Origin of the sequence: Frateuria sp., assembly GCF_013362045.1 — a bacterium.
In the GTDB taxonomy this organism is placed as follows: Bacteria; Pseudomonadota; Gammaproteobacteria; order Xanthomonadales; family Rhodanobacteraceae; genus Frateuria_A.
In genome coordinates, this window is sequence record NZ_JABFWW010000307.1 from 1 (window position 1) to 11,827 (window position 11,827).

Sequence of the window (11,827 nt, forward strand, 5' to 3'; positions counted from 1 at the left end):
GCTGTTTCCTGCGCGCGGCCGCTTCTGGCTGGGGATGCTCGAGCGCCCTCCCGCGGAGGGAGGGCGCCGGGCGATCAGCACTCGATGACGTTGACCGCCAGGCCGCCGCGGCTCGTCTCTTTGTACTTGTCCTTCATGTCGCGGCCGGTGTCGCGCATGGTCTTGATGACCTTGTCCAGGCTGACGCGGTGCTTGCCGTCGCTCTTGAGCGCCATGCGGCTGGCGTTGATGGCCTTGACCGAGCCCATGGCGTTGCGCTCGATGCAGGGGATCTGCACCAGGCCGCCGATCGGGTCGCAGGTTAGCCCTAAGTTGTGTTCCATGCCGATCTCGGCGGCGTTCTCCACCTGCCAGATGCTGCCGCCGAGCGCGGCGGTGAGGCCGCCGGCGGCCATCGAGCAGGCCACGCCCACCTCGCCCTGGCAGCCGACCTCGGCGCCGGAGATGGAGGCGTTTTCCTTGTAGAGGATGCCGATGGCGGCGGCGGTGAGCAGGTAGTCGATGATGCCGTTCTCGTCCGCCTTGGGGCAGAAGCGCAGGTAGTAGTGGCCCACGGCGGGCACGATGCCGGCGGCGCCGTTGGTCGGGGCGGTGACGACGCGGCCGCCGGCGGCGTTCTCCTCGTTGACGGCCAGGGCGTAGAGGTTGACCCAGTCGAGGATGGTGAGCGGGTCCTTGAGCGCGGCCTCGGGTTGGTTGCGCAGCTCCTCGGCCATCGCCGGCGCGCGGCGCGTCACGTGCAGGCCGCCGGGCAGGGTGCCGGGCGAGCGCAGGCCGCGGGCGACGCAATCCTGCATGGCTTTCCAGATGGTCAGCAGGCCGGCACGGGTTTCGGCCTCGGGGCGCCACACGCTTTCGTTGGCCATCATCAGCTGGGCGATGGTCAGGCCATGCTTTTCGCACAGGCTGAGCAGTTGCTCGCCGGTGGAGAACGGGTAGGGCTGCTCGGTGGTGTCGGCCACGATGCGGTCTTCGGCCGCCTCGTCCTGGTTGACCACGAAGCCGCCGCCGACGGAGTAGTAGTCGCGCGTGGCCACTTCGTTGCCGTCGGCGTCATAGGCGGTGAAGCGCATGCCGTTGGTGTGGAAGGGCAGTTTCTGGCGCTTGTTGAAGACCAGGTCGGCCTTCTCGTCGAAGGCGATCTCATGCCGGCCCAGCAGCTGCAGCCGGCCGGTGCCACGGATGCGCTCGAGGATCTCGGGGATGCGGTCGGCGTCCACCTTGTCGGGGTAGTGGCCTTCGAAGCCCAGCAGCACGGCCTTGTCGGTGCCGTGGCCGCGGCCGGTCATGGCCAGCGAACCGTACAGTTCGGCGCGCACGCGCACGACGCGGTCGAGCACCCCTTTTTCTTCCAGCCAGTGCTCGGCGAAGCGCGCCGCCGCGCGCATCGGGCCGACCGTGTGCGAGGAGGACGGGCCAATGCCGATCTTGAAGAGGTCGAAAACGCTGACGGCCATGGATGCGCTGCAGTGTGGGAGGCGGACCCGTTATTCTACGCGCCCACCTCACGTTTGGCAGTCCATTCGCCGCAGCATGGCTTATCTCGTCCTTTACCAGCGCGACTACTGCCACCTGTGCGACCAGGCGCTCGCCGTGCTGGCGCAGGCGCGCGCGCCGGAGTTCGACAGCGTGTGGGTGGACGACGATCCGATGCTGGAAGCGCGCTACGGCACGCGGGTGCCGGTGCTGCGCGATGCGCGCGACGGACGCGAGCTGGACTGGCCGTTCGAGGCGGAGGCGGTGCGGGAGTTCGTGGGGGACTGAGGCAAGGCTCCCCTTCACCCTCGGGCACCTCTTCCCTCGTGGAGCAGGGGAAGGATTCCGCGCGCGATGTGGCGGCAGGCGGATGGGGCGAGCGGAGCGCGCTACCTCACTTTGGCGCCAGCACCAGGTGCGCGTTGACCGTGACGTCGTTGCCGATCACCGAGGTGTCGGCGTACTCGCCGCCGCCTACGCCGTAATCCAGCCGCTTGAGCGTGCCGGTCACATCCATCAGCGCGCCGCCGCCGGGCTGCGGCGTGAAGGTCACGGTGAGATTGAGCGGATGGCTCACGCCGCGCAGGGTCAGGTTGCCGCGGGCGATCGCGCGGTTGCCGTCCAGCCGCATGAAGCCGGTGGTGAGGTAGTGCGCCTGCGGGTACTTGGTCGCATTGAAGAAATCCGCGCCGGGCAGCGCGCCGTCGCGGTCGGAGTCGCCAGTGGCCGCACTGGTGGTGTCCACGCTTACGTCGAACTTCGACGTGCCCAGGTGGGTCGGGTCGAAGCGGATGTCCGCATGCCATTGCGAGAAGCTGCCCTGGAACGATGCGCCCTGGAAAGTAGCGCTGAAACCCAGCCTGCTCTGATCCTGCTGCACGCGGTAATCGGCGGCCGCGGCAGTGCCCGGCAGGGCGAGGCAGAACAGCAGCGGGATGAGGTGCCTGGTGACGGTCGTGGTCATGCGGAATCTCCTTTCGGTCCGTGACGGAGGCGGGCGAACGGCCACATGCGGCGCAGCACGTCGTCCCGGTCGAACACATGGTGTTTCAATGCCGCGCCGACGTGCGCGACAAGCACCAGCAGCAGGAACCAGAACAGGTATTCGTGCACCGCATGCGCCAGGTTGCGCAGGTCCGGGTTCCTGGCGGCGATCGCCGGCAGGTTGAACAGCTTGAAGAACTGCAGCGGGTAGCCGCGCACCGAGTTGAACCACCAACCCGACAACGGCAGCGCCACCACCAGCAGGTACAACAGCGCATGCACCATGCGTGCGGCCCATCGCTGCCAGTGCGGTGCGGGCAGCTCGCGCGGCGGGCGGTTGCCCAGGCGCCACAGCAGGCGCAGCGCCAACAGCGCCAGCACGGTCAGGCCGATCGACTTGTGCAGAGCCATCCAGTTGATCTTCTGCATCGGCGTGCTGGCCAGGTCGATCAGCAGGCCGAACGTGCCGTTGCCCAGGATCAGCAGCGCGATTGCCCAGTGGAAGAACTTGGCCACCGCGCCCCAGCGGAACTCGTCATTGCGCAGCATCGGCGGGTTCCTTGGCGGGGGCGGGCTCCTGGCGGATGGCCTCGATCTGTAGCCACAGCGCCACGCTCCGGCCGATCGAGCCCAGGTGGGAGGTCATGCCGAAATCGGTGCGGTCGAGCATGGCGGTGGCGGAAAACCCGGCGATGGTGTGCAGGCCGAAAATGGTGCGCGCCTCGCGGTTGAACGTAAACGGAATGGCGATCTCGCGGTCGACACCGCGCAGGCTCAGCCGGCCGTGCAGCACGCCGTGGGTGGCGTCGGTGCGCTCGACCGAGGTGCTGGCGAAGTGCGCGTAGCGCTCCCGCGCGGCATCGAGGAACGCGCTCTTGAGCAGGGCGGCGTTCCAGTCCGGGTCGCCCATGTCCAGGCTGGCCAGGTCGATGTCCAGCTCCGTGGCTGCATCGCTCCAGTCGTCCGCGTCGAAGCGCAGCCAGCCGCGCGCGATGTGCAGCCGGCCGAACGGGCGCGAGTAGCCGTCGTGGTCCACGCTGAAGAGGATCTGGCTGTGCACCGTGTCGTAGCGGTAGCGGTGCTGGGCCGCGCGGCCGGCCAGCGGCCACAGCAGGGCGGCGCAGGCGAGCAGGCGGGCGGCGGCGGACAGGGCGCTCATCGGGTCAAGTCTGGACGATCGCCTGCGCGCGCGCCAGCGCGCCTTGGCATTCCGTGCACGGGCGGCGTGCCTACCATCGAAACCCGCCGTTACGGAGGTAAGCCATGGCTCGCCCCATCTGGACCGGCACGCTGTCGTTCGGGCTGCTCAACGTCCCGATCCGCCTGATGACCGCCGAGCGCAGGGTCGACCTGCACTTTCGCATGCTCGACCAGCGCAACAACCAGCCGGTGCGCTACGAGCGCGTCAATGCCGAATCGGGCGAGGAAGTGCCCTGGAAGGACATCGTCAAGGCCTACGAATACTCCAAGGGCAACTACGTGGTGCTGGAGGAGTCGGACATCCGCAACGCCGCCGCCGAGGCGCACGAGACGGTGGAGATCGACACCTTCATCGACGCGGGCCAGCTCACCCCGGCCTATTTCGAGAAGCCCTATTTCCTGGTGCCGGGCAAGAAGGCCGAGAAGGGCTACGTGCTGCTGCGCGAGACGCTCCGGCGTACCGGCAAGATCGGCATCGCGCGGGTGGTCATCCGCACGCGCGAGTACCTCTGCGCGGTGATGCCGCAGGACGATGCGCTGATGCTGGTGCTGCTGCGCTTCCCGCAGGAACTGGTCGACGCCGACGAGTACGCGCTGCCGGACAAGGCGGTCTCCGATTACCGCATCAGCGACCGCGAACTGGACATGGCCGGCGAGCTGATCGAGTCTATGTCCGGCAAGTGGAAGCCGGAGAACTACCGCGACGAGTTCCGCGAGCGCCTCACCGCGGTGATCGAGCAACGGCTCAAGAGCAAGGGCGTCACCACCGCGCTGGAGGAAGAGGAGCCGGCGCACGCCAACGCCGCGACCAACGTGGTCGACTTCATGGCTCTGCTGAAGAAGAGCATCGAGGGCAAGCAGCGCACGCCGGCCAAGGGCAAGGAGGAGCCGGAGAGGGCCGAGAAGAAGCCCGCCGCGAAGAAGGCGGCCGCCAAGAAGGCGGAACCCGCGGCGAAGAAGGCATCACGCAAGAGCCCGGCAAAGAAGGCGAGCGCCGCGCGCAAGGGGCGCAAGGCCGGATGACCCGCGGCCTAACCCCTGTAGGAGCGCACCCTGTGTGCGGCCGCATCCCGCGGGGTCGCCATGGCGGTCGCGCACAGGGTGCGCTCCCACAGTGAACGACTGACGCTCGTGTCGCCATGAAGCGGCCGCACGCCGACAAACCCATCGAGATCGCTGGCGTGCGGATCACTCACCCCGCGCGCGTGGTCTATGCGGGCGACGGCATCACCGCGGGCGACGGCATCACCAAGGGCGAGGTCGCGGCCTACTACGCCGCGGTAGCGGACTGGATCCTTCCGGAACTGATCAACCGCCCGCTGTCGATGGTGCGCTGCCCGGGCGGCACGGACAGCGCGTGCTTCTTCCAGAAGCACCATGCGGCCAAGCTGGGCTCCAGCGTGCATCCCATTCCGATCGAGGAAAAGGAAGGCGGCGAGGACGACTACGTCTATATCCGCGACCGCAAGGGCCTGCTGCAGCTGGTGCAGATGAACACCATCGAGTTCCACCCGTGGGGCGCGCGGGTGGACAAGCCCGATTCGCCCGACCGCATCGTGTTCGATCTGGACCCCGCGGCCAGGGTGGCGTGGACGGCGGTGGTTGAGGCGGCGCACGGGATCCGCGAGTTGCTGGAAGGGATGGGCCTGGCCAGCTTCGTGCGCACCAGCGGCGGCAAGGGCCTGCACGTGGTGATGCCGTTCCGGCGCGGGCCGGGCTGGCAGGCGGTGAAGGACTTCTGCGAACGGGCGGCCGACGCGATGGTCGAGCGCGAGCCCGATCGCTACATCGCCACCGCCAGCAAGGCCCGGCGGGAAGGGAAGATCTTCATCGACTGGCTGCGCAACGCGCGTGGCGCGACCAGCGTGTGCGGCTGGTCGCTGCGGGCGCGCGATGGCGCGCCGGTGGCGATGCCGCTGCGGTGGGAGGAGTTGGGCGAGGTCGGCGGCGGTGCCGCGTTCGGCATGCAGGCGGCGCTTGAGCGCGCGCGGAGCCTGAAGGCCGATCCCTGGGAGGGGATGGCCAAGCTGCAGCAGCGGTTGCCGAAGGTTTAGGGCCAGCTTGCGGGCGATGCTCTGGCTAGCGCGCCAAAGAGCCTCCCCCTCTCCCTAGCCCTCTCCCCGGCGGGGCCGGGAGAAAGGGAGTCGGTGGTTGTGCGGCAGTCTGCTCCCTCTCCCCCGGGCCCGCCCCGGGGGAGAGGGTTGGGGAGAGGGGGAAGACGTTGCCTACTTCACGCGCAACGTATCGTTGGAGCGGTCCGCCTCCGGCAGCCCGTGCTCCGGATCCAGCGCCGCCGACACCACCTTGCGCGACCCGGCCACCCGCACCACGTACTCGCGGTGCTGCTGCCAGGTTTCCACCGGCACGCGCACGTCCCGGTGGCTGCCGTCGTCGTAGGTCAGCCGCAGCGTGTTGGGCAGCGCCAGCGGATCCAGGTTCGCCACGGTCACGGCCGCGCCGTGCGCCCAGTCGCCGTCGATCGGCTCGATCTTGCGCACCGCCATGTCGAACGTCCAGTTGTGCTGGTACCAGCCGCGCCAGAACCAGCCCAGGTCTTCGCCTGCCTCGCTCTCCATGAAGCGGAAGAAATCCGATGGCGACGGATGGTGGTAGGCCCAGGTGGCGATGTACTTGCGGAAGGCGTCGTCGAAGCGCTCCGGCCCCAGGATCTGCTCGCGCAGCAGGACCAGGCCGAAGGCGCCCTTGAAGTAGCTGATCGGGTGGCGGTATTTCTCGCTGGTTTCGTCGGCGCCGTTGAGCAGTGCAGGGGCGTCCGCATCGGCCAGCACTGCGGCGATCTCGTCGGCGGGGTTGCCGCCCTTGGGCGCATATTCGCTGTCGCGCTTGGGCGCGTAGATGCCGTGGCCGAAGGCGTCCGCCTCGCCGATGTCGATGAAGGTGTTGAAGCCCTCGTCCATCCAGGCGTGGCGGCGTTCGTTGGAGCCCACGATCATGGGGAACCAGCTGTGCCCGATCTCGTGCGCGATCACCATGTGCAGGCTCTTGCCCTTCGCTCGCTTGGCGTCGAAGGTGATGCCCGGGTATTCCATGCCGCCGGCGGTGCCGGCCTCGTTGATGGCCACCGGCCACGGATACGGAAACCACTCCTTCGAGAAGTATTCGGTGGAGGCCTTGAGGTACTCGGTGGCGCGGCCCCAGGCATCGTTGCCGCCGCTTTCGACCGGATAGACCGACATCGCCAGCGCGGTCTTGCCCTGGGGCAGGTTGATGCGCGCGGCATCCCACATGAACGCCTTCGACGCGCCGAACGCCACGTCGCGACTGTTGTGCATGCGGAAGTGCCAGGTCAGCGTGCCGCCCTGTTTCGGACGGCTGGACGGCTGGTTGACCTCTTCCGCCGTGCGGATCATCACCGTCTTGTCGCTGTGGCGGGCCTCGTCCAGGCGCCTGATCTGCGTGGCGGTGAGTACGTCCCTGGGGTTCACCAGCTCGCCGGAGCCGGCCACGATCATGTCCGCGGGCACGGTGACCTTGTAGTCGAAGTCGCCGTACTCCAGGTAGAACTCGCTGTTGAGGTACGGCGCGGTGTCCCAGCCGCGCAGGTCGTCGTAGACGCACAATCGCGGATACCACTGCGCCATCTCGAAGATGTCGCCGTTCCTGCTCGGGTTGACGTCCATGCGCCCGCCGAACTCGCCCGGCACGGTGAAGCTCCAGGCGATGTGCACGCGCGCGACACCGCCGTTGGCCTTGAGCGCCTCGGGCAGGCGGATCTGCATGCGGGTATCGGAGACCAGCCACTTCGCGCCCTGGCGATGGCCCTTGGCGTCTTCGACCTCGACCGAAGCGATCTTGTAGCCGCTGGTGAACTCGGTCGGAAACCGGCTGGTGAAGGCGCCGCGCGCGTCGGTCCTGTAGCGGTTCTGGTCCAGCTGCAGCCACAGCACGTCGAGCGCGCCGGGACTGTGGTTGGTGTAGGTGATCGTCTCGCGGCCGCTGAGCTGGTGGCTGGCGGGATCCAGCGTCGCCTCGATCGCGTAGTCGGCGCGGTTCTGCCAGAACAGCGGGCCGGGCCGGCCGTCCGCGGAGCGGTAGGCGTTGACCGGGTCGGGATAGGTGAAGGGCGCGAAGCTCTGCAATGGATCGAAGCGCGGCGCATCGGCTGCAGCAATGCCGGAGGCCATCGCCAGCGCCAGTGCGCCAGCGATGGAAAGAGCGGAAGCTTTCATGGAATCCCCTGTGGCTACGGTTGGCCGCCGGCGCGGATCAGCGCGAGCACTTCGTGGCAGGCGCCCATGGTGTGGTAGTCGACCTTGCCGGCGGGGCTCTTCTCGTCGTCGTACCTGCGGTTGTCGTGGGTGAGGATGCGATACCACGCGCCGTGCGTGTGGTCGACGAAATGCTGCCACGCATAGGCCCACAGCTTCCCGTACCAGTCGTCATACATGGCCAGCCCGGTGCGCGCGTGCAGCAGCGCGGCGGCGGCCAGCGATTCGGCCTGCACCCAGAAGTACTTGTCGCCGTCGCAGATCGTGCCGTCGGGCGCGAAGCCGTAGTTGATGCCGCCGTATTTGTCGTCCCAGGCGCGCATCAGCGCGGTGTCGAACAGGTGGCGCGCGGTGGGCAGCAGCCAGCGCTCCTCGCGGCCGCGCTCGGCCAGCAGCGATTCGAGGATCACCAGCAGCTTGGCCCATTCGGTCTGATGGCCCGGCTGGAAGCCCCAGGGACGGAACAGGTGGCGCGGGTTGTCGCGGTTGTAGTTCCAGTCGACGTTCCAGTGTGCGTCGTAGTGCTCCCACACCAGGCCGTTGGCCTTGGCCGCCTGGCGGCGGGTCATGTGGTCGGCCAGCGTGAGCGCGCGGTCCAGGTAGCGCACGTCGTCGCTGGCCTGGTAGGCGGCGAGCATCGCCTCGCACATGTGCATGTTGGCGTTCTGGCCGCGGTAGGGCGAGAAGTTCCAGTGTTCGTCCGCCTCGTCCTTGTACAGGCCCGCCTCGGCGTCCCAGTAGCGCTTCTCCAGCAGGTCCCAGGTCTCGTCCATCCATGGCGCGGCCTCGACGATGCCGGCGCGTCGCGCGCTGGCGCAGGCGAGCAGCACGAAGGCGACGCCGTAGGCGTGGTTGGTGCGGTCCTCCGGCTTGCCGTCGCGGATCGTCCAGGCGTAGCCCCCGCTGGCCGGATCGCGGTGCACCTCGTGCACATAGTGCAGGCCGTGGCGGGCGGCTTCCAGGTACTCCGCATCCTCGAACTCGATCGCCGCCAGCGCGTAGTTGAAGACGAAGCGCGTGCTGCTGACCAGGTGGCGGTGGCTGCGGTCGTAGACCGTGCCGTCGTCCTTGAAGTAGTGGAAGAAGCCGCCGGCCGGGTCGATCGCGCGCGGATGGTAGAACGCCATGGTCTGGGCGATGTGCTCGCGCAGGAAGCTCTCGCTGCGGAAGTCGGGCAGGGGGGTCATCGGTTCGATTCCAGGAAGGCATGGACTTCCCGCGCGCTGGGCATCGCGGTGAACGAGCCCTGGCGGGTGACGGTGAGGGCGCCGCAGGCGGCGGCGAAGGCGAGCATGTCGTGCAACGCCGTCTGGTCGTGGAGCAGGGCGGCGAAGGCGTCCGCATGCCCGAGCGCCGCCAGCCGGCACAGGAGGCCGCCGACGAAGGCGTCGCCCGCGGCGGTGGTGTCGACCGCCTCGACCCGCGGGCAGGGCAGTTCGCCGCGAGCGTCGCGGGCGAACCAGCGCAGCGGCCGCGGCCCGTCGGTGACCACCAGCAGGCGTGTGCGGCCTTGCCACAGGCGGTCGAGCAGGTCGCCGTCCTCGGTCAGCCAGGCGAACTCCTCCGCGCACAGCTTGACCACGTCGGCCAGGTGCAGCGCGGGCCACACCGAGGGGCGCGGGTTGGATTCGCGCGGCCACAGCGCCGGGCGCAGGTTGAGGTCGAAGCTCACCAGCGCGCCGGCGGCCTGCGCCCGGCGCATGCCCTCACGCGTGGTCTGCGCCAGCTCCGGATCGGTCATGCTGTTGGAGCAGACATGGAACACCGCCACGTCGTCGAATGCGCCGGCGCGGAAGTGCTGCGGACGGAACAGCAGGTCCGCCGAGGGCGGGCGATAGAAATTGAAGCTGCGCTCGCCGCGGGCGTCCAGGCTGACGAAGGCCAGCGCCGTGTTGGCCTCGTCGGTGCGCGCCACGTCGTCCACGCCCACGCCGGTACGGCGCAGACTGTCGAGCAAGAAATCGCCGAACGGGTCGGTCGAGAGCATGCCGGCGAAGCGGGCATCGCCACCCAGTCGCGCCACCGCCACCGCCACGTTGGCCGGCGCGCCGCCGGCGAAGGGCACGTAGGCGCGCGGGAAGCCGCCTTCGCTGCTGCCTTCGGCGTGGAAATCGATCAGCGCCTCGCCGAAACAGAGGATCGGACGGTTCATCGTGCCTCCGGCTGGGAGCCGGCGACGCGCGATCCACGCAGGCCGTAGAACACGATGTAGGCGTAGCACAGCACCGGCAGCACGAAGGCCATCTGTACGCCGATGTGGTCGGCCAGCGCGCCCTGCGCGAAGGGCACGATGGCGCCGCCGACGATGGCCATGATCAGCAGGCTGGAGGCTTTCTCGGTCAGCGGCCCGAGCCGCTCGATGCCGAGGGTGAAGATGGTCGGGAACATGATCGAATTGAACAAGCCGATCGCCACCACGCTCCAGACTGCGGTCATGCCGCCCGTGCTCATGGTGGTGGCCAGCAGCACGATGTTGACGAGCGCGAACAGCGCCAGCAGCGCGCGCGGCGAGTAGCGCGTCATCAGCCAGGAGCCGGCGAAGCGACCGATCATCGCGCCCAGCCAGTAGTAGGAGACATAGGTGGCCGCGGTCGTCTCGGGCATGTGGCCGATCTGCGGCATCGTCAGGTAGCTGACCATGAAGCTGCCGATCGAGACCTCCGCGCCCACGTAGCAGAAGATCGCGATCACGCCGAACAGCACGTGCGGGTGGCGCAGCGCGTCGAGCAGGGTATGTCGGCTGCGGTCGGCCTGTTCGGTGGCTTCTTCCAGTGCGGGCAGGCGGAACAGGTACACCAGCACCGCCAGCGCGAACAGCGCGATGGCCAGGCCCAGGTAGGGGCCCTGCACGGTCTGCGCTTCCTGCGCGCGGTAGGCCAGTTGCGCCGCCGGCGACAGCTGCGCCACCTCCAGCGAGCTCTTCACCGCGACGCTCAGGATCAGCAGGCCGCCGAAGTGCGGCGCCAGGAAGGTGCCGAAGGAGTTGAGCGCCTGCGCCAGCGTGAGCCGGCTGGAACTGGTGCGCGCGGGCCCCAGCAGCGCCACGTACGGGTTGGCCGCGACCTGCAGCACCGTGATGCCGGTGGCCAGCACGAACAGCGCGCCCAGGAAGCCGGGGTAGGAATGCAGGCCCGCGGCCGGCCAGAAGCCCAGCGCGCCGACGCCGGCGATCGCCAGGCCGGCGACGATGCCCAGCTTGTAGCCCAGGTGCGCCACCAGCCGACCGGCCGGCAGCGACATCAGGAAGTACGCGCCGAAGAAGGTGAACTGCACCAGCATCGCCTGTGCGTAGTTCAGCTCGAACAGCGCCTTCAGGTGCGGGATCAGGATGTCGTTGAGGCAGGTTAGGAAGCCCCACATGAAAAAGATCGTGGTGACCACGCCCAGCGCCACCGGATTGTCGGTGTAGCGTTCGCGCGGGCCGTCCGCGGAGGCGACGGGCGTTGGGGCGGGTGCGTTGGCGAAAGCCATGGATGGGCTCCTGGTCAGGCGGGTGGCGGGCAGCTGCTGGCGCGGATCACCAGCTGGACGGGGACGACGATGCGGCGCGCCTGCGCGCCCGGGTCGCGCAGCCGCTCCAGCAGCATCTGCGCTGCCTGGCGGCCGCGCGCGCGGGGCGCGGCGGCGAGCGTGGTCAAGGAGGGGGCGGCCAGCGCGGCCTCCGCGATATCGTCGAAGCCGGTGAGCGCGAAGTCGCGGCCTGGCGCCAGGCCGTGCTGGGCCAGGCCGTGCATCAGGCACAGCGCCACCGCGTCGTTGTAGCAGACCGCCGCGGTGGGCGCCGGCTCGGCTGCGAAAAGCGCTTCGGCGCAGCGTGCCGCATCGAGGCGGGTCGGCGCGCACTCGACTTCCCACTGCGGCGCCACCGCAAGGCCGGCCGCCTGCATCGCGTCGCGGTAGCCGGCGCGGCGCTGGCGGCAGGAGCTGGAATCGCGGTG

Annotated in this window: 12 protein-coding genes; 3 read left to right on the forward strand and 9 right to left on the reverse strand. The window is 68.9% G+C overall.

The genetic code is table 11. The features are described from left to right. Positions 1 to 74: 74 nt before the first annotated feature. Positions 75 to 1,457 carry an L-serine ammonia-lyase gene (locus HOQ08_RS14705; RefSeq protein WP_291196535.1) on the reverse strand — a complete coding sequence of 461 codons (1,383 nt, stop codon included), beginning with the start codon at positions 1,455 to 1,457 and terminating at the stop codon, positions 75 to 77. A gap of 76 nt (positions 1,458 to 1,533) precedes the next feature. Between HOQ08_RS14705 and HOQ08_RS14710 the strand changes: the two genes are divergently transcribed. Then, complete coding sequence (locus HOQ08_RS14710; RefSeq protein WP_291196537.1) at positions 1,534 to 1,764, forward strand: glutaredoxin family protein; 231 nt, start codon at positions 1,534 to 1,536, stop codon at positions 1,762 to 1,764. Positions 1,765 to 1,870: 106 nt separating this feature from the next. Here HOQ08_RS14710 and HOQ08_RS14715 read toward each other — a convergent pair whose 3' ends face one another. Genes HOQ08_RS14715 through HOQ08_RS14725 form a run of 3 tightly spaced genes read right to left on the reverse strand, consistent with a single transcriptional unit; the run spans position 1,871 to position 3,619 of the window. Then, positions 1,871 to 2,440, reverse strand: coding sequence for a YceI family protein (locus HOQ08_RS14715; RefSeq protein ID WP_291196539.1), 570 nt, complete (start codon positions 2,438 to 2,440; stop codon positions 1,871 to 1,873). Then, positions 2,437 to 3,009 (reverse strand): cytochrome b, encoded by a 573-nt coding sequence (locus tag HOQ08_RS14720; RefSeq protein WP_291196541.1) that lies wholly within the window; start codon positions 3,007 to 3,009, stop codon positions 2,437 to 2,439. The genes HOQ08_RS14715 and HOQ08_RS14720 overlap by 4 nt, the downstream gene beginning before the upstream one ends. Continuing rightward, the gene (locus HOQ08_RS14725) at positions 2,996 to 3,619 is read right to left on the reverse strand and encodes a YceI family protein (protein WP_291196543.1); all 624 of its coding nucleotides are present in this window, start codon (positions 3,617 to 3,619) and stop codon (positions 2,996 to 2,998) included. Before HOQ08_RS14725 ends, HOQ08_RS14720 begins: the two co-directional genes overlap by 14 nt. Before the next feature lie 104 nt (positions 3,620 to 3,723). On the opposite strand from HOQ08_RS14725, the gene HOQ08_RS14730 reads away from it, so the two are divergent. After that, on the forward strand, positions 3,724 to 4,683 hold the full coding sequence (locus HOQ08_RS14730) for a Ku protein (protein WP_291196545.1): 960 nt from the start codon (positions 3,724 to 3,726) through the stop codon (positions 4,681 to 4,683). A gap of 116 nt (positions 4,684 to 4,799) precedes the next feature. Next, a complete protein-coding gene (gene ligD, locus HOQ08_RS14735; RefSeq protein ID WP_291196547.1) occupies positions 4,800 to 5,714 on the forward strand; it encodes a non-homologous end-joining DNA ligase in 915 nt (304 codons plus the stop codon). Positions 5,715 to 5,885: 171 nt separating this feature from the next. Here ligD and HOQ08_RS14740 read toward each other — a convergent pair whose 3' ends face one another. From HOQ08_RS14740 to HOQ08_RS14760, 5 genes are all read right to left on the reverse strand, one after another. Then, a complete protein-coding gene (locus tag HOQ08_RS14740) occupies positions 5,886 to 7,805 on the reverse strand; it encodes a M1 family metallopeptidase (RefSeq protein WP_291196556.1) in 1,920 nt (639 codons plus the stop codon). 59 nt (positions 7,806 to 7,864) lie between these two features. After that, positions 7,865 to 9,076 carry an AGE family epimerase/isomerase gene (locus HOQ08_RS14745; RefSeq protein ID WP_291196549.1) on the reverse strand — a complete coding sequence of 404 codons (1,212 nt, stop codon included), beginning with the start codon at positions 9,074 to 9,076 and terminating at the stop codon, positions 7,865 to 7,867. Then, positions 9,073 to 10,041, reverse strand: coding sequence for a carbohydrate kinase (locus HOQ08_RS14750; protein ID WP_291196551.1), 969 nt, complete (start codon positions 10,039 to 10,041; stop codon positions 9,073 to 9,075). Before HOQ08_RS14750 ends, HOQ08_RS14745 begins: the two co-directional genes overlap by 4 nt. Beyond that, positions 10,038 to 11,249 (reverse strand): sugar MFS transporter, encoded by a 1,212-nt coding sequence (locus HOQ08_RS14755; protein ID WP_291196559.1) that lies wholly within the window; start codon positions 11,247 to 11,249, stop codon positions 10,038 to 10,040. Before HOQ08_RS14755 ends, HOQ08_RS14750 begins: the two co-directional genes overlap by 4 nt. Positions 11,250 to 11,374: 125 nt before the next feature. Next, positions 11,375 to 11,827: substrate-binding domain-containing protein (locus HOQ08_RS14760; protein WP_291196553.1), on the reverse strand; the 453-nt coding region annotated here is incomplete at its 5' end.